The following is an 18,423-nucleotide window of genomic DNA, read 5'->3' on the forward strand; positions in this document are numbered from 1 at the left end:
AGGAGGAGAGAACCGATGATTACAACAACTGGACTTACCAAACGTTTTCAGAAAAATGAAGTACTTACGAACATCGATCTTCATGTCGATGCCAAAGATATTGTTGTATTGCTCGGACCGAGTGGCTCCGGCAAGAGTACCTTACTGCGCTGCCTGAATGGACTGGAAGAGTTGTCTGGAGGACAGATTGAAGTGAACGGTGTTGTGGTTAACAGCGCAGATCCGTTGCGAGTCCAGCGTGCCCGGGTACTGGAGATTCGTCGCCAGACCGGCATGGTATTCCAGCAGTTCAATCTGTATCCGCACAAGACAGTGCTGGGCAATGTGATGGAAGGTCTCGTTACGGTGAAAAAAGTCAAGCGTGACGAAGCGGCTGAACGCGGCCGGATTCTGTTAGATCGGGTGGGCTTGTCGGACAAGCAGGATGCGTATCCATCCCGATTATCCGGTGGACAACAGCAGCGGGTCGCCATTGCACGTGCACTTGCAATGGAGCCGGAGGTGATGCTGTTTGATGAGCCCACTTCAGCTCTTGATCCTGAGTTGGTCGGAGAGGTGCTTTCCGTCATGAAGGAGCTGGCAGAGGAAGGCATGACGATGCTGGTCGTGACGCATGAATTGAAGTTTGCCCGTAATGTGGCGAACAAAATCGTCTTTATGGCAGATGGATCGATTGTGGAAGAAGCAAGTCCACAGGCGTTCTTTGAACATCCAACGCAAGAGCGCACCCGCCGTTTCTTGCAACAAATTACTGAATTCTAATTACATTACTACAATTTATACTGATTGATACGATCGATTATAGCGATAAGCTGCTGAGTGAAGGGGACGGAATCGATTCTGAAGAAGCGTAGCGCTCGCCTTTGTCTCCGAATATTGTCCTTTGTGAATATAAATCAAAAATATTTGGAGACAACAGCGATCGGAAGAACGAGCCTTACCCGGAACGGAGTTCTGCAAATCGTAAACTATTGTAAGAAAGAAGGATAACATCATGAATGTAACAACCGTATGGAAAGGCAAACGCGCGTTTACTTCCGAAGGACCCTCTGGCTACGCTGTTGGCATGGATGCCACTGCTGCTTATGGTGGTGACAGCAAGGGTGCGACCCCGATGGAATTGTTACTGGCTGGTCTCGGCGGCTGTATGGGAATCGATATCACAATGATTCTGGACGCTTTCCTGGACAAAATTGAGTCGATTGAGATTGAAGCGCAAGGCACACGCAGTGAAGAGATGCCTAAAGGTTTCACATCCATTGATTTGATCTTCAAAGTCGATGGGGATATTCCGGATTATCGCATCTGGAAAGCCATCCAGATGGCTGAGGAAAAATATTGTGCAGTCTCCGCTTCGCTGAGTGCCGATATTCATCCTAAACTGATCCTCAATGGGGTAAGTACACCTCGTCCTTAATAGCACACATACAGATTCTATTCTGAGAAGGCACTTCCAATCGTGGGAGTGCCTTTTTTTTGGCTTTTCTAACCTATCAAAAGTTCGTAGGTTTAAGTCAGGCTGGATGTTGAACAAGGTTCCAGATGCCCATGAATTCCGTGATAGCCTGATCGATCGTTGCATGAGGAACACCGTCGCGGGCTTGTGTAGATATGCCTTGCATAAAGGTATCAAATACGGTGGTCAGCATGTGTACATTCGTGGAAGCGGGGATTTCACCGACATCCACAGCGCGCTGGATGCAATCCTGCAGGCGGTTGCGAGTCAGCTTTCTTTTCTCAGCGGCAATGTCACGGATATGATTGTTTTTGGAAGAACATGTGCTGGCTGACAGCACAATTAAACAACCAGATGGATGTGTGCTGTCTGTTTGCATTTTTGCGGTACTTCTTAAAGTTGTTTCGATTGCTTCTCTGGGTGACAGCGTGAGATCCGAGAAACTTTCCGTCACACGTCCAAACGTATCCATATAGCGTTCTACTGCTTCTTTATACAGCGCTTCTTTGGATTCAAAGGCTGCATAAAAGCTGGCTGCTGAAATATCCCCCATGGCTGCTCGAAGCTGAAGTAATGAAGTGGCCTCGAAACCTTGCTCCCAAAAGAGCATCATCGCTTGTAATAGGGCTTCATCCCGATCGAAAATTCGCGGACGTCCCGTTCTTGCCATAAGAGTTCCCCCCTCTTTTTTCTTAATTATATACTAATCGATCCAAAAGTCATTGACAAGGTGATACGGTCTGAATAATATAAGGAATGATCGATCCATAATTCGATTCTTGTTTTACACTATCTTAAAAGGAGCTGCACAGATGTCGGATATATCTTCTCATCGTTTTCCGTGGTTGGGGTTGCTGGCCCTGGCTATGGCGGGTTTCATAGCCATTATGACCGAAACACTTCCTGCGGGGTTGCTGCCGCAAATAAAAGAAGGGCTGCAGATCTCTGAGGCAGGGGCGGGGCAGCTTGTCACCTTTTATGCTGTTGGGTCGCTGGTTGCTGCCATACCTGTGGCGGTGTTGACAAAGGGGTGGCGGCGGCGTCCGCTTTTACTTCTGTCTATTATCGGTTTTCTTGTCTTCAACACCATTACTGCCCTCTCATCAAACTATGTACTGACACTATTCGCTCGTTTCTTGGCCGGTGTTGCAGCAGGTGTCTCCTGGGGCCTAATTGGTGGTTATGCATTACGCATGGTACCTGATCATCTCAAGGGAAGAGGCATGGCTGTGGCTATGATTGGAACGCCGATTGCCTTATCATTTGGTGTTCCGGCAGGTACGCTGCTTGGTTCATTTATGGGCTGGCGCTCAGTGTTCTGGCTGATGTCGTTGCTGGCGTTTGTACTGATTTTCTGGGTGCTCTGGAAAGTACCCGACTATCCGGGGCAGTCAGCGGATAAGCGTATCTCTGTCAAGCAAGTACTGTTCACCCCCGGTGTAATACCCATTTTAACTGTCGTTTTGGCCTGGATGTTGGCTCATAATATTTTATACACGTATATTGCTCCTTTTCTCGCCGATGTTGGTTTGGAATCCAAGGTTGGACTCATTTTACTTGTATTTGGCCTGATGGCATTGGTGGGCATCTGGATTACAGGTATTTTCATTGATCGGTGGTTGCGTATGCTGGTTCTCATGAGCCTTGCGGGCTTTGCCTTGATTTCCCTGGTATTAGGTCTTTGGAGTGAGCACATTGTTGTCGTCTTTGGTTCTGTTGCGCTGTGGGGTCTGACATTTGGCGGTGCGGCTACCCTGTTACAGACTGCACTTGCTCAAGCTACTGGGGAACAAGGTGTGGATCTCGTCATGCCGATTAATACAACCGTTTGGAATCTGGCTATTGCCCTTGGGGGAATGGCGGGAGGTGTTCTTCTGAATCAATGGGGAGCTTCGTCATTTAACTGGGCCATCTTGGCTTTAACATTGGTGGCATTGATTGTTGCATGGCGTGCCAAAGGATATGGATTTCGCCCATCTAGGAGTCACTAAACTTCTGTCAGTAGAAAATAATTCGGTAAGCCCGGTCGCCATGTTAATGGCGGCCTCTTCTACTAGAGATAGGCTGGCTTGTAGTCTGGCAATATATTACCCATTGCAATGACAATCCGAATTCTGGCGGTTATGTGGTATGATTAATTCTGAGGACAGTACATCCTGATCCTGCTGTTTATATGTAAGCGCTTATACAGATGACGGAAGGTGCAGACATGTTTAAAAGGCTGATACGAACCACTAATAATCTCAAATTAAAGCATAAATTGCTCATTTCCTATGTACTGGTTGTCATGATTCCGGTCCTGATTGTTGGTCTTGCTGTGACCAGTTATTTTCGCCAGCAAGCTCTGGACAATGCAATAGGACAGACGATCATCAATGTGGACAAGATCAAGAGCCAGACGGCAACCATGCTGCGTGTACCAACCGATATATCCAATCTTTTAATGTTTAATGCTGATCTCAAGGAGATCGTGAATAAGCGGTACAAGAGCGTTGTGGAGTTAACCTCAGCGTATCTTGCATACAAAGACTTTCAGGAGTACAGGCGTTTGTACCGTGAGATAGCGGGCATTCGTTTTTACTCAACTAACCCAACATTGATCAACAACCTCGAATTCATCCCGGTAGACAAGCAGACGGAAGAGAGCTACTGGTACCAACAGGCACTGAAAACAACCAGCATCGGGTGGTTCTACATTCCGGACAAGGAAGATAATCCTGTACACAAGCTCAGCCTGGTGCGCAAAGTACCTTTTGCCGAGTATCGGACAGAGGGCGTATTGATGATTGTGATCAATCAGGATGAGCTGAATGGATTGTTACGTCAGGAACAGTTCGAGACGATGATTACGGACGAGCAGGGGTATGTGGTTGCAGCCAAGAATACCGAGCTTGTGGGTAAAACGCTGGATGAGCTTGATTTTGGCGTTGATCTGCAGAATCAGGCAAAAGGCACCATAGAGGGTGATTTCCGGGGGGAACCATCTAATATTGTTATTGATGAGCTGGGCCCTGGATCGAGCATGAATAGCCTGAAGGTGATTTCGGTTTTTGCCACCAAAAATATCGTCAAAGACGCCAACACCGTCAGCATGATCGGCATGATTTTTATTATCCTTGTGCTGGTTATCGCCCTATTATTCGTATATATCATCTCGTTCCTCACTTCGAACCGATTGCTCCGGCTGAGTAAACACCTCAACAAGCTTGCATTAGGAGACCTGAACGTGACTTCGCGGATTGATGGAAATGATGAGATTGGGCAACTGTCACGACAGTTCAACTATATGGTGAAAAGTATCAATGAACTCATGACGCAGGTGGTAGAAGCGACCGAACAGAACAATCAATTGGAAATCGCCCAAAAAGAGATTAAACTGAAAATGATGGCGAGCCAGATCAATCCACATTTCTTGTTTAATGCACTGGAGTCCATTCGGATGAAAGCGCATATTAAGGGAGAAGCAGAGATTGCCAACATCGTCAGGCTGTTGGGCAAGCTGATGCGCAAGAGTCTGGAGATTGGCAGTGGAAAAACAACCTTCCGGGCTGAACTTGAAATGGTACGTTCCTATTTGGAAATTCAGAAATTTCGTTACGGCGACCGCCTTGCATTCCAGATCCATATCGATCCCGAGGTGGAGAAGATGTACATTCCGCCTTTGATTATTCAACCTTTGGTTGAGAATGCGATTGTCCATGGTCTGGAGAACAAAGAGGGTACAGTCCGTGTTCATATAAGTATTCGTTTAGTAGAGAACATTGTGCAGATCCGTGTGGATGACAATGGTGCAGGCATAACGCCAGAACGACTGGCTGAGGTGATGCAGTTTATCTGTGGACCGGAGGAACAGGAGAAGAGTCGGATCGGCATGCGTAATGTACATCAACGCTTAACATTGACGTACGGGGAGCCATATGGATTACAGATTAAGAGTGTATATGGGGAAGGAACCGAGGTTTCTTTCACTTTGCCAGCAGGAGGGGACCAACATGTATAAAGTGTTTTTGGTGGATGACGAACCGAGCATACGTGAGGGACTGACAACCATTATCGAGTGGGAAAAATACGGATTCCAGGTCATTGCTACAGCTGCCAGCGGGCGTGAGGCCATCTCCCGGTTTGAGGAATTGGAGCCTGATCTGACGATTATTGATATCCGCATGCCCGGTATGACCGGGCTGGATGTGATTGAAGAAGTGCGCCGGAATCATCCGGATTCGCACTTTTTGATATTGAGTGGTTATGCGGATTTTGATTATGCCAAGAAAGCCATCAGTTTTGGTGTGGATGGTTATCTGCTCAAACCGGTGGATGAAGAAGAGATCATTGGTGAGTTAGAGCGGATTGCTACGATCCTGACCCGTGAACGGGAGACAATGGCACGTCAAGCTGGTGAGGATACCGTCTTTAGGGAGCATCAGATCGAAGCTTTGCTCTTTGACAGTCTCGAGGGTGCGGGCAGCATGGAAGAAGATAGCCTGGGACTGCACTGGCCTCACTATCAGATTGTACTGTTTGAGATGCATGCGGCCCCCGACCTGCAACGGGGAAGTGTTATGAAACGCAAACTGATTGAAGCATTTGACCAGAAAGAACGAGGCATTGTATTCTCGTTCCATTCAGGTCTGGGACTGTTAAGTAAGGAAACAATCACATCCGAGTCATCTGCAAGAAATCTGTATGATGAGCTGGAAGGACTTCTTGGAGAATGGGAGGTTCACATGTATGGTGCTGCAGGTGAACCCGTACATTCCACTTCTGAAATTGCCCGGTCATACACGCAGGCGAATCGTATACTCGGTGAACGCTTTTTGTTCACGGAGAAACGTATCATGTTGTGGACTGAAGGTAGCGAAGGCGAAGACGTTGTTAAGCCAGGAGTTGAAGCTGTGGACGGAACACATGAGCCAGTTGAGGACGAACTCGCGGACAAGCTGTATTATGCGTTAGATATCCGCAGTAGTGAGTCAGTCATGCGGGTACTGGGTGAGATGGAAGAGCGCTTGGTCCCATATCACCGAACAGAGCAAGCCATCAAAACGGCCTTCTCACAGGTGTTCTCTCTAGCGTTCAACAAGCTTGCAGCGACGAATCAACATATGCACTCCATTATGCAGGAACATTCGGTTCTGATTAATGAAGTCTATCATCAATTTACGATGTCTGATCTCAAAGTTATAGCAGCGGAACATTTTAATCGACTTATTCAACGTATGGGTGGGGGAAGCAAGGATACTGTATTGAAACAGATGATTGAATTTATCCAGCGTAACCCTGGCGAAAATCTCAAGCTAGAGGTACTTGCTGAAGTGTTTAACTATAACAGCAGTTACTTGGGTAAGTTGTTCAAGAATCATACTGGAGAGTATTTCAATGCATTTCTGGACAAGGTTCGTATGGAAAAAGCCAAGGAATTGCTGGATGAAGGACTAAAGGTCCATCAGGTCGCGGCTAGAGTGGGGTATGCAAATGTGGACTACTTCCACGGTAAGTTCAAGAAATATGTAGGGGAATCCCCTTCCGCTTACAAACAGGCCAGAACCCAATCTTCGTCGAAAGGAACGGCTACGGATACAAACGAGGAATAAGTAAGGAGTGCTGGGCCTTGCCCTTGCCTCTTATGTAAAACGTTTTCGGTATTGCAGAGGAATTCCAGATTCATCATATTGTCCATGCACTTCCCATGATAAGCAATGGTCACGGAATGTTTCACATCTTAGACTGGATTTACAAGAATCCAGATGAAGGGATGGTTGTACGATATGAATTTGTCTGATACAAGTGCTGTACGTCATACATTGAACTTAAATGGAACATGGCAGTTTCGTTTGGATCGGGAGTCCGATGAACTCGTTGAACAAGAGATATCACCGCCTTCACAGTGTGAAAATACATCATGGGAGATCATTCAGATTCCCGGTTCATGGGAAGAGCAAGGATACGGAGATGAGCCTGAATATGAAAGGCTCGATACCTGGACCAAGGTTCGCGAGTATGAAGGCTCAGCCTGGTATGCTCAGGATGTTCATGTTCCATCAGACGATCCCGGATGCCACTATGTATTCAGATTGGAAGGAGTCCGATGGACAACGCATCTCTGGATCAATGGACAGTATGCCGGGCAGCAGGATAGTCTGGTGAATCAACAGAAGTGGGATGTTACCTCTCTGGTGAAGCAGGGAGAAGTGAATCGTGTGGAGATCTGCGTGGATAATACGATGAAACTCCCGCTGGCTGGTAGCCATATTCATTCATTGCATACGGCCACAGCCTGGGGGGGAATCACAGGTGGTGTTTATCTGGATATTCTGCCCCCATGCCGATTACAGACATTACGGATTCAACCAGATGTTGAAAATGGAACCCTTCTGATTGATTGTACTGTAAGCGCTCCCTCAAATGAATCAGCCAGATCAATGCAATTACATGTGGATATCCAGCATCCAGACGGCACATGGCTTGATCGATCTAGTTGTAATGTGAATCTGAGTGTTCAAGCGCATGTGGATATAAGCTCAGCAGGTGTAACTGAAAGCAACGCTTTAATAGATCAGTGGCGATTGGAACTGGGGACAGGCAACTCTATCGCAAGATGGTCGGACGAATCCCCTGAATTATACAAGGCAGTGATTCGTCTGTGTAACGGTGAACAGGAACTGGATCGGCTGGAGCAATCATTTGGTGTTCGCTCCTTTGCAACAAACGGGAAGCAGCTTGAATTGAATGGGACACCAGTATATCTGCGCGGGTACGTCGATTGCTGTATCTTTCCACTGACGGGTTATCCCGTCTGGGACAAGGAGCATTATCTTCAGCAATTTCGAATCGCTAGATCGTATGGCTTCAATCATGTCCGACTGCATGGGTGGAGCGCGCCGGAGCCTTTCTGGGAGGCGGCTGATGAAGCGGGCATGTTGGTACAGGCAGAACTTCCACATTGGTCTCGTTTCTTTGAACTATCGGATCAGTCTGCGCCAGCTGAAGTATTGTCCTATCTGACACAAGAACTGGATGGGTTGCTCCAATCGTTGCATAGACATCCTTCATTCGTCATGTTCTCCATGGGGAATGAACTTATTGGTCCGAAGGGTCATCCTGAACTCAATGCATTGGTATCGAGGGCAAGGGATACAGACCCGACCCGCTTATATACGGACAATACAGGTTTTGGACAGCTTCCGGCGCAAGGCCGGGAAGGTGATTATTATATTCAGTCGTTGAACTGGCATCCCCCGTTGGAATCCGCATATTCTGCTGTACCGGATACCACGCTGGATTATCATGCAGTCACCCGGCTTGCGGAACATCCCGTCATTGGGCACGAGCATGCACAATACACGATGTATGTGCGTCCTCAAGAGCGAGCCAAGTATACGGGCGTATTACGCCCTAGCTGGTTACGGCCGATTGAAGAATCGTTGACAAACAAAGGGATGATGGCGGATCTGGAGCATTTTCAACAGGTCAGTGGTACACATCTGGTACGTTCCTTAAAAGAAGCGATGGAGCGGATTCGACGAACACCGGACGCTGCGGGCGTACAGCTGCTGGACATTCGTGATTTTCCAGGGCAGGGACATGCAACGACGGGTATTCTGGACGTATTTTGGGATGATAAAGGCATTACAACACCAGATGAATTCATGCGATTCAACACAGATGTGGTGCTGTTGTTAAGCTGCAAGGAGCGTACATTTTTCGCCGGAGAACCCATTCATGTTGATGTACGCATCTCTCACTACGGTAAGGAGCCGCTTGAGGACGCGGTCATTCAGTGGAGGTTAATAAGCAATGATGTGATACTTAATGAAGGGGAATGGAAGACCGGAAATATCCAATGTGGGTCTGTCATGTCACTGGGAAGTATCGTCGCTACCGCTCCTCATGAAGGGGCAGCAGCTTTTCGGATCGAAGCGGAGCTGATATCAGGCGATTTGGAAAGAACTGTAGCGAATGTATGGCATGGCTGGTCGTTTCCTTTTTATCAGTCTCATCCGAGTTCGAATCGGTTCTGGAATACCGTGGCAGAGTTGAAGCCATTCCTGGGTGAAGCGCATGATGATTGCGTAGATCGTATCGATGGATTTCAGTTGTTGAAAAATCGGGAGATTGACTTGGTTATCGTTCAGTCGTTAACACCCAATGTCGTTGATTATGTGGTCAACGGGGGAAGTGTTTGGCTACAGCCAACCGCAGAAGGGTTATATGATTCAGTGGAGACCAAGTATCTGCCTGTATTCTGGAATTACCTGATGTTTGCTACGCAGCCTGGTGCAACGATGGGCATGTATCTGAGAGATCGGCTAGCACTACTAGGCTCCTTCCCGCATGATGGGGCTTCGGACTGGCATTGGTATCACTTGGTGAACGGTACACCAGCGATATGTTTGGATACGTTGCCCGGGGTTGAGCCGCTGATCGAAGTGGTGGACCATTTCCATCGGGCCAAACGACTCGCTTATGCCTTTGAGGCAAAAGTAGGGAAGGGCAAGATTTTGGTATCCTCACTTCCGTTTGCCAATCTGGCTGTAATGAAGCGTCCGGAAGCCGCCTACTTATTTAAGGAGATACTTACCTATCTGAATGGAGATCAATTCCGTCCAGCAACCTCCATATCCGTAGCGCAACTACTCGGGATCGTTAAACTGCAAACCATTCAATTTACATTGTAATCATAGGGACCCGAAAGGGTCCTTTTTGTATGACATGTAGTTGAAGTAAACGATTACTATAAAACGTTTTCGATATTTACCACTTTAGATAATATTTTACCTTAATATTACTATTATTTCATTTAAAAGTAGAATTTATCACTGATTTTAACGAATTAATGTCTGATTATATATGTCTATATCTAATTTTTATATGATTTTCTCTAAAATCCAGATGGTATTTTGAAAACGCTCTATCGAGTATGATTATTTTATAAAACAGAGGAGGGGGAACGGAGATGGAAACGCTAACAAAAAAATCCGCTTCCGCGAACAGAAGCAGTGACCCCAAACCGCCTTTAAAGAATCGGCGGAACGGAATTTGGGACAGAATGAAACAGCAGAAATATCTCTATCTCATGTCATTGCCATTCGTAGCTTGGGTTTTCGTATTTAACTATCTGCCACTATGGGGATGGACGATGGCTTTCCAAAATTATAAACCTGCCAGATCATTTGGTGATCAAGAGTGGGTTGGTTTTAAACACTTTGTAGAGCTGTTCAGTGATGATCGTTTCTATCTGGTACTTCGAAATACGCTTGCAATGAGCCTGATGGGACTGGTTGTCGGTTTTATCGTGCCGATATTCTTCGCTATTCTCCTGAATGAAATGAGAGGCATGTTCTTCAAACGTGCCGTGCAAACGGTATCATATCTGCCTCACTTTGTATCATGGGTCGTTGTGGCAGGGATTATCACCAAGATGCTCTCCACCGATGGCGGGATTATCAATGATCTATTGGTAGGACTGAACATTATCGATCAGCCGATCCAATTCATGGCCAAGGGGAATTTGTTCTGGTACATTGTAACCGCTTCAGATATGTGGAAGGAAACCGGTTGGAATGCCATCATCTATCTGGCGGCGATTACAGGTATCGACAATGAGCTGTATGAAGCTTCCCGTGTAGATGGAGCCAACCGCTGGAGACAGATGTGGCATATTACGCTGCCTGGCATACGGACCACGATTTCCGTACTTTTCATCATGTCAATTGGACATCTTATCAGTATCGGTTTCGAGAAGCAGTTCTTGCTTGGCAACAGTCTGGTCACAGACTACTCGGAAGTACTTGATCTATATGCGCTCAATTATGGTTTGAATATGGGACGATTCTCATATGGTACAGCCATAGGTATATTCAACTCCGTTGTCAGTATCATCCTTCTGTTTACTGCGAACGGCTTGTTCAAAAAATTCACTAAAGAAAGCATCATGTAGGGAGGGGACGACATTATGGCGAACAAAGCATTCAATGCTACTCGGGGCGATAAACTGTTCGATATATTCAACATCCTCGCGATGACCATGGTGCTGGTTGTAACACTTTATCCATTCCTTAACGTACTAGCCATCTCACTCAATAACTCGACAGATACAGTACGTGGCGGAATTTACTTGTGGCCTCGCGAATTCACATTACAGAACTACAAAACGATTTTCCAATATGATGGATTGTTACAAGGTTTGCAGATCTCCATTCTGCGTACACTTGTAGGTACCGTGCTCGGATTGATCAGTTCATCCATGATCGCCTTTACACTGAGCAGACCTGATTTTGGACTTAGAAAATTTGTTTCCACAACGCTCGCACTCACGATGTATTTCTCCGGTGGTCTGATTCCGGTGTACATTCTGATGCGTGACTTGAACCTGATCGGTACATTCTGGGTATATGTATTGCCTGGCATGATCAGTGCATTTAACGTCTTCATCATCCGTTCATTCATTGATGGCCTGCCATACTCATTGCAGGAATCCGCGAAGCTGGACGGAGCGAATGACTTTACAATCTATTACAGAATCATCTTGCCACTGTGTAAACCAGTGCTTGCTACCATCGCATTGTTCCTGGCTGTAGGTCAATGGAATGCGTGGTTCGATACGTACCTGTATAATGGTTCAAAGGCACATTTGACCACGCTCCAATATGAGCTGATGAAAGTACTGCAAAGTACACAGCAAGGCTCAGGTGCTGGACGAAATGCCAATGATATGGCGCAGCAAATGACACAGATTTCACCGGAATCGATCAAAATGGCGATTACGATCGTTGTAACGGTTCCAATCCTCATTGTATATCCATTCCTTCAGAAGTACTTTGTTGGCGGTATGACACTGGGCGCAGTAAAAGGTTAAACAAGTGGGTACAGGCTGCCAAATAGAGCGGGCCGTACATCTACAAATGAAGCATCAGGATACCCGAAGCGCAGCCATTTGGTCTGCGCTTCACCGTATAGGGCTGCGGTGTGGTATTCATGAAGCTATAGACAGGGACAAAAAAGTCCCGGATAAGACAGACATATGAAACAGGGAGGATTACCATTATGGCAAGTTCCAAAATGAAGATTGCACTGGCACCAGTGCTTGCAATGTCTTTACTCGCAGGTTGCGGTGGAGGAAGCGGCGGTGATACGTCGTTCAAGGATACAAGCGCAGAGACAACTCCACTTACTTTTGATTTCTTCAGCGTTGACCCCAGTCCGAACTGGAATGGCATGAAGGATGAAGTAGGTAAAGTCCTTACGGAAAAAACAGGGATAACCCTTAACGGTGAGTTTGCCGTTAGTGGTGGTCAAGATAAGATATCCTTAATGGCGGCGAGCGGAGACTATCCGGATATCGTCTCCCCCAAAGGAGAACTCAGCAAACTGGTGGATGCCGGAGCAATGCTCGATCTGACAGATCTGATCGACCAATATGCTCCCAATCTGAAGAAGCTGTATGGTAATTACATGGACCGGTTGAAATACAGTAATGAAGATCAGGGTATCTATGTGCTGCCGACGTATTATGCGGTAGACCAGAAGTACTTTGATGCAGGTGGTGGATTTGGGATTCAGCATCGTGTACTGAAAGAACTCGGATACCCGGAAGTGCGTACACTTGAGGATTACGAGAATGTACTGAAGGCGTACAAAGAGAAACACCCAACAATTGATGGTCAGCCAACGATCCCGTTAACACTGGACGCGGATGATTGGAGAATCATGATTACCGTAACGAACCCTGCCTTCCAGGCAACAGGAGCTCCGGATGATGGTGAATACTACATTGATCCAGAGACGTATGAAGCAAGTCTGCATTACAAACGTCCAGAGGAAAAAGAGTACTTCCGCTGGTTGAACCATATGTACAATGAGGGACTGCTTGATCAGGACAGCTTCATCCAGAAAACAGACCAATACAAATCCAAAATTGCAAGTGGACGTGTTCTGGGTGTCATTGACCAGGATTGGGGTTATTCCGATGCAGAAAATGCACTGAAATCTGCGGGCAAGGATGAAGCAACGTATTCACACTTCCCGGTAACCCTGTCCGAGGATATCAAGGATCATGCCTACCAAGACCCTGGTTTTGTATCCGGTTGGGGTGTAGGGATTACAACATCGAATCCCGACCCGGTTCGTACGATCAAATTCTTCGATTACCTGGCTTCTGAAGAAGGGCAAGTGCTGATGAACTGGGGAATTGAGGGCAAACAGTACGAAGTGAAGGACGGCAAACGTGTCATTCCTGCCGACATTCTGGATCAGAAAACCAATAATGCAGCCGTATTCCAGAAAGAAACGGGTATTGGACTGTACACCAATCTGTCCGGTCACTATGGAGACGGTGTGAAGGATTCAACGGATAACTACTACACTACGAATTTCCCTGAACAGATCGTGGCAGCATATTCCGATGCAGAGAAAGAAACACTCAAAGCTTACGGTGCTACGACGTGGAAAGATCTGTTCCCGAGTGAAGACGAGTTCCCAATCAAACCATGGGGAGCAGCATACAATCTGCCAACACCAGGTGACTCCAACTACAACGTCATCTTCAAGAAAACACAGGATATCATTCGGAAGCGTATACCGGAAGCCATTCTGAGTACTCCTGAACAGTTCGATGCGATCTATGACGGCATGATTACAGAAGTGAACCAAGCAGGCGCAGAGGATATGGAGAAACAATATACAGAACTCGTTCAAAACCGTGTTCAATTGTGGAGCGGTGAAGAGGCTAAATAAACGATTCGCAATTCAGAGCTAAAAAGAAAAAGAACCCAGAACATCTGGGTTCTTTTTTTATCTAAAACGTTTTCTAAAAAACGTTTTCAATTTTACAAATTCACTATTGACAAGGGATATAGGAGCGATTATTATTCAAGTATGAAAGCACTTACATTTGCTTGTACACCATGTGGCATACACCTGAATCTCAAAGTTAACACTTACAGGAATGAAGAGGAGATAAGGTAAGAAGAACATTTTTTAATTTTTCAGAAAACGCTTCTAATGTTATAAAAACAAGAAAATTACATTGGTTTCATCTGGTCACGGTATGTGCAGGTCAGCCTGTTATACAAATATACAGCTTCATTAATATCCATAAGGGGGATTACACATGAAGGGCAAAACACCAAAAACATTCGCAATGCTTCTGTTAGCCAGTGCTCTTGCAATTACAGCAGGATGCAGCGGCAGTGGAGGAGGAACTAACGCTTCAGAGAAACCGGTTGATTCCGGAGATACAACCAGTCCAGTGACCTTTACATTCTTTGGTGCAGACGCGAGTCCGAACTGGAATAACATGAAGGATGCTGTCGGTCAAGAGATTACGAAGGCAACGGGAGTTACAATTGAAGCTGAGTATGATGTGAATAATGGTGGTGACCAAAAGATTCCTTTGATGGCTGCCAGTGGTGATTACCCTGATATTATCTATCCTAAAGGCAACTTGTCTAAGCTTGTGGATGCAGGCGCGATGCTGGACCTGACCGATCTGATTGAGGAGCATGCTCCCAATTTGAAAAAAATCTATGGTGATCAGATGAACCGTCTGAAATACAGTTTGGAAGATCAAGCCATTTACACGATTCCGACTAATATGGGTGTAGATAACGTTGCGTTTGATGCTACGGGCGGATTCGAAATTCAACAAAGAGTATTGAAAGAGCTTGGCTACCCTGAAGTAAAAACGCTTGAGGACTACGAGAACGTACTGAGAACGTATTATGAAAAACATCCAACGATTGATGGTCAACCGACGATTCCGTTAACATTGAATGCAGATGACTGGAAAATTATGATTACGGTAACGAACCCTGCATTCCAAGCTACGGGTGGACCGGATGACGGTGAGTATTATATCAACCCTGAGACGTATGAAGCCGTTCTACACTACAAACGTCCTGAAGAAAAAGAATATTTCCGTTGGTTGAACAAAATGTACAATGAGGGTCTGCTTGATAAAGATACATTTGTTCAAAAGGATGACCAATACAAATCCAAAATTGCCAGTGGCCGTGTACTCGGTCTAATCGACCAGGAGTGGAACTATGGTGAGGCGGAGAATGCTTTGAAATCGTCTAATGGTGGAGATAAAACATATGCCCACTTCTCCGTGTCCTTGAACAAGGATATTGTGGATCATACGTTCCAACCGACGGGATTCGACGGTTATGGTATCGGAATCACGACTTCGGCCAAAGATCCGGTACGTATTATCAAATTCATGGATTGGCTTGCTTCCGATGAAGGTCAGGTCCTGAGAAACTGGGGCGTTGAAGGCCAACATTACCAAGTCGAGAATGGGAAACGCATCATTCCGGCTGACGTACAAGATCGCAAAACCAATGATAACTCTGCTTTTACCAAAGAATCAGGCGTAGGCATGTATAACATATTTAGCGCCAGATACGGTGATGGTGTGAAAGATGCCACGGATAACTACTATACAACGAACTTCCCTGAACAGATTCAAGCTGGTTACACTGCTGCTGAGAAGGAAACGTTGAAAGCGTATGGTATCACAACTTGGAAAGATTTCTATCCTTCCGAAGAAGATCTGAAGCTGAAAGATTGGGGCGCAGCATACAACATGCCTGTACCTTCTGACACGGATTACAACGTAACGTTCCAGAAAACACAGGATATCGTCCGTAAACGTATTCCAGAGGCTATCCTTGCCAAACCAGAGAACTTCGACAGCGTATATGATGGTCTTCTGGCTGAACTCGATAAAGCGGGTGCAGTGGAGATGGAGAAACAATACACGGTTTGGATCAAAGAACGTGTAGCTCTCTGGACTGGAAAAGATGTGAAATAAGCTTGAAAACCAAGCATTAAAGTTAAGGATTTTCATAGCAAAAAAAGCCCTTGAGAAAGGGCTTTTTTTATTGTTGACGTGAGGAGATGGATAGCCTATAATCTATCATGTAAGCACTTTCAGTAAGCGGTTTATTCCATTTACGAAAACGTTTTACGTCTGTTAGAAGAAGAATCTTTCTTTTTGCAGAATCGAAACATCAGCTTTAGTAAAGACGTCGGAATGAACGATACCGAAAGCGCATTCAAAAAAAGTGGTATCCTCAGGCATAAAGCCTGTTATACAGATAAAACCTTCATAAATAATAGGGGGAACTAGACAATGAGAGGCAAAATGAAAGGCAATACACCCAAGACGTTTGCAATGTTGATGCTCGCAAGTGCAATGTTGGTTACAGCTGGCTGCGGGAATTCGGGAACCAAAGAGACTTCGGAGTCCAGCGGAACTGAACCGATCACAGTTACATTCTTCGGGGCGGATGCTAGTCCAACCTGGAACAAGATGCAAGATGCTGTTGGTAAAAAGATTACGGAGCAAACTGGCGTTACCATTGAAGCAGAGTATGATGTAAACGATGGTGGTAACCAGAAGATTGCGCTAATGGCTGCCAGTGGTGACTTTCCTGATATGATCTACCCTAAAGGTAACTTATCTAAGCTTGTGGATGCAGGCGCGATGCTGGATCTCACGGATCTGATTGAGGAGCATGCTCCCAATTTGAAAAAAATCTATGGGGAACAGATGAACCGTTTGAAATACAGTTTGGAAGATCAAGCGATATATACGATTCCAACCAATATGGGTGTCGATAATGTTACGTTTGACGCTACAGGTGGATTTGAAATTCAGCAAAGAGTATTGAAAGAGCTCGGATACCCTGAAGTGAAGACACTTGAGGATTACGAGAATGTACTCAGAGCCTATTATGAAAAACATCCAACCATTGATGGTCAACCAACCATTCCATTAACATTGAATGCAGATGACTGGAAGATCATGATCACGGTAACGAACCCGGCTTTCCAGGCAACAGGTGCACCGGATGATGGTGAATATTACATTGATCCTGAAACGTATGAAGCAAAGTTGCACTACAAACGTCCAGAGGAAAGAGAATATTTCCGCTGGTTGAATAAAATGTACAATGAAGGCCTACTGGACAAAGATGCCTTTGTTCAAAAGGATGATCAATACAAGTCCAAAATTGCCAGTGGCCGTGTCCTCGGTCTGATTGACCAAGAGTGGAACTATCAAGAAGCGGAGAACGCGCTCAAATCATCGGGTAAGGATGATGCGACATACGCTCACTTCTCTGTATCACTTAACGATGAGATTGTGGATCACACGTTCCAACCAGCCGGATTTGACGGTTATGGCATCGGGATTACAACTTCTGCCAAAGATCCAGTGCGTATCATCAAATTCATGGATTGGCTTGCTTCCGATGAAGGACAAGTTCTGAGAAACTGGGGTATCGAAGGTGAACATTACAACGTAGAAGATGGTAAACGCGTGATTCCAGATGACGTTCAGGACCGCAAAACGAATGACAACTCCAATTTCAGTAAGGAAACAGGAATTGGGATGTATAACGTATTTAGTGCAAGATACGGTGATGGTGTAAAAGATTCTACGGATAACTACTACACAACAAACTTCCCTGAGCAGATTGTAGCTGGTTACACAGCTGCAGAGAAAGAAACGCTGAAAGCATACGGTATCACGACTTGGAAAGAGTTCTATCCGGCTGAAGAAGATCTGCCAGTTAAGGATTGGGGCGCAGCGTATAACATGTCCGTACCTTCCGGTACAGACTATGAGGTAACGTTCCAGAAAACGCAGGATATCATTCGTAAACGGATTCCGGAAGCTGTTCTGACTACACCAGCAAACTTTGATGCAACCTATGATGCTTTACTGGCTGATTTGGACAAAGCGGGTGCAGTTGAAATGGAGAAACAATTTACGGTTTGGGTTAAAGAACGTGTCTCTCTGTGGACAGGAAAAGACGTAAAATAATATGGATTGTCTGTGATCCATGGTTACGCAAGGAAAGGGCCCCATATAGGGTCCTTTTTTTGTGGAATGATGTGATGATTTGCATTGACGCAAATTTTGAAATCACATATAATTTTATTATTGTAAGCACTTACCG

Annotated in this window: 12 protein-coding genes; 11 read left to right on the forward strand and 1 reads right to left on the reverse strand. The window is 45.7% G+C overall.

Annotation, left to right across the window (positions count from 1 at the left end; genetic code table 11):
* Positions 1-15 precede the first annotated feature (15 nt).
* Both BLS69_RS28130 and BLS69_RS28135 read left to right on the forward strand, forming a co-directional pair.
* Positions 16-762 (forward strand): amino acid ABC transporter ATP-binding protein, encoded by a 747-nt coding sequence (locus BLS69_RS28130; RefSeq protein ID WP_091038501.1) that lies wholly within the window; start codon positions 16-18, stop codon positions 760-762.
* Positions 763-994: 232 nt separating this feature from the next.
* Positions 995-1,417 carry an OsmC family protein gene (locus BLS69_RS28135; protein WP_036606882.1) on the forward strand — a complete coding sequence of 141 codons (423 nt, stop codon included), beginning with the start codon at positions 995-997 and terminating at the stop codon, positions 1,415-1,417.
* Positions 1,418-1,514: 97 nt separating this feature from the next.
* Here the strand turns inward: BLS69_RS28135 and BLS69_RS28140 are convergent, their stop codons facing one another.
* The gene (locus tag BLS69_RS28140; RefSeq protein WP_091038503.1) at positions 1,515-2,126 is read right to left on the reverse strand and encodes a TetR/AcrR family transcriptional regulator; all 612 of its coding nucleotides are present in this window, start codon (positions 2,124-2,126) and stop codon (positions 1,515-1,517) included.
* A 142-nt stretch (positions 2,127-2,268) separates the two neighbouring features.
* Here BLS69_RS28140 and BLS69_RS28145 point away from each other — a divergent pair, with 142 nt between their 5' ends.
* The 9 genes from BLS69_RS28145 (at position 2,269) to BLS69_RS28185 (ending at position 18,287) form a co-directional block, all read left to right on the forward strand.
* Complete coding sequence (locus BLS69_RS28145; RefSeq protein WP_091038505.1) at positions 2,269-3,447, forward strand: MFS transporter; 1,179 nt, start codon at positions 2,269-2,271, stop codon at positions 3,445-3,447.
* A 218-nt stretch (positions 3,448-3,665) separates the two neighbouring features.
* On the forward strand, positions 3,666-5,456 hold the full coding sequence (locus BLS69_RS28150; RefSeq protein ID WP_091038507.1) for a sensor histidine kinase: 1,791 nt from the start codon (positions 3,666-3,668) through the stop codon (positions 5,454-5,456).
* On the forward strand, positions 5,449-7,047 hold the full coding sequence (locus tag BLS69_RS28155; protein ID WP_165980417.1) for a response regulator transcription factor: 1,599 nt from the start codon (positions 5,449-5,451) through the stop codon (positions 7,045-7,047). Before BLS69_RS28150 ends, BLS69_RS28155 begins: the two co-directional genes overlap by 8 nt.
* Positions 7,048-7,221: 174 nt before the next feature.
* Positions 7,222-10,131, forward strand: coding sequence for a glycoside hydrolase family 2 protein (locus tag BLS69_RS28160; protein WP_176873106.1), 2,910 nt, complete (start codon positions 7,222-7,224; stop codon positions 10,129-10,131).
* A gap of 278 nt (positions 10,132-10,409) precedes the next feature.
* Complete coding sequence (locus tag BLS69_RS28165) at positions 10,410-11,393, forward strand: ABC transporter permease (RefSeq protein ID WP_036606891.1); 984 nt, start codon at positions 10,410-10,412, stop codon at positions 11,391-11,393.
* A 15-nt stretch (positions 11,394-11,408) separates the two neighbouring features.
* A complete protein-coding gene (locus BLS69_RS28170; protein ID WP_036606894.1) occupies positions 11,409-12,311 on the forward strand; it encodes a carbohydrate ABC transporter permease in 903 nt (300 codons plus the stop codon).
* A 188-nt stretch (positions 12,312-12,499) separates the two neighbouring features.
* Positions 12,500-14,188 carry an ABC transporter substrate-binding protein gene (locus tag BLS69_RS28175; protein WP_091038512.1) on the forward strand — a complete coding sequence of 563 codons (1,689 nt, stop codon included), beginning with the start codon at positions 12,500-12,502 and terminating at the stop codon, positions 14,186-14,188.
* 376 nt (positions 14,189-14,564) lie between these two features.
* Positions 14,565-16,268: an ABC transporter substrate-binding protein gene (locus BLS69_RS28180; protein ID WP_091038514.1), complete on the forward strand. Its 1,704-nt coding sequence runs from the start codon at positions 14,565-14,567 to the stop codon at positions 16,266-16,268.
* 321 nt (positions 16,269-16,589) lie between these two features.
* Positions 16,590-18,287: an ABC transporter substrate-binding protein gene (locus tag BLS69_RS28185; RefSeq protein WP_017692217.1), complete on the forward strand. Its 1,698-nt coding sequence runs from the start codon at positions 16,590-16,592 to the stop codon at positions 18,285-18,287.
* Positions 18,288-18,423 lie beyond the last annotated feature (136 nt).

The organism is Paenibacillus sp. CF095 (genome assembly GCF_900101225.1).
Taxonomy (GTDB): Bacteria; Bacillota; Bacilli; order Paenibacillales; family Paenibacillaceae; genus Paenibacillus.

Excerpts from the sequence above, each read along its gene's own strand:
- BLS69_RS28130 (WP_091038501.1), top strand. The coding sequence starts at position 16 with ATGATTACAACAACTGGACTTACCAAACGTTTTCAGAAAAATGAAGTA.
- BLS69_RS28135 (WP_036606882.1), top strand. The coding sequence starts at position 995 with ATGAATGTAACAACCGTATGGAAAGGCAAACGCGCGTTTACTTCCGAA.
- BLS69_RS28140 (WP_091038503.1), bottom strand. The coding sequence starts at position 2,126 with ATGGCAAGAACGGGACGTCCGCGAATTTTCGATCGGGATGAAGCCCTA.
- BLS69_RS28145 (WP_091038505.1), top strand. The coding sequence starts at position 2,269 with ATGTCGGATATATCTTCTCATCGTTTTCCGTGGTTGGGGTTGCTGGCC.
- BLS69_RS28150 (WP_091038507.1), top strand. The coding sequence starts at position 3,666 with ATGTTTAAAAGGCTGATACGAACCACTAATAATCTCAAATTAAAGCAT.
- BLS69_RS28155 (WP_165980417.1), top strand. The coding sequence starts at position 5,449 with ATGTATAAAGTGTTTTTGGTGGATGACGAACCGAGCATACGTGAGGGA.
- BLS69_RS28160 (WP_176873106.1), top strand. The coding sequence starts at position 7,222 with ATGAATTTGTCTGATACAAGTGCTGTACGTCATACATTGAACTTAAAT.
- BLS69_RS28165 (WP_036606891.1), top strand. The coding sequence starts at position 10,410 with ATGGAAACGCTAACAAAAAAATCCGCTTCCGCGAACAGAAGCAGTGAC.
- BLS69_RS28170 (WP_036606894.1), top strand. The coding sequence starts at position 11,409 with ATGGCGAACAAAGCATTCAATGCTACTCGGGGCGATAAACTGTTCGAT.
- BLS69_RS28175 (WP_091038512.1), top strand. The coding sequence starts at position 12,500 with ATGGCAAGTTCCAAAATGAAGATTGCACTGGCACCAGTGCTTGCAATG.
- BLS69_RS28180 (WP_091038514.1), top strand. The coding sequence starts at position 14,565 with ATGAAGGGCAAAACACCAAAAACATTCGCAATGCTTCTGTTAGCCAGT.
- BLS69_RS28185 (WP_017692217.1), top strand. The coding sequence starts at position 16,590 with ATGAGAGGCAAAATGAAAGGCAATACACCCAAGACGTTTGCAATGTTG.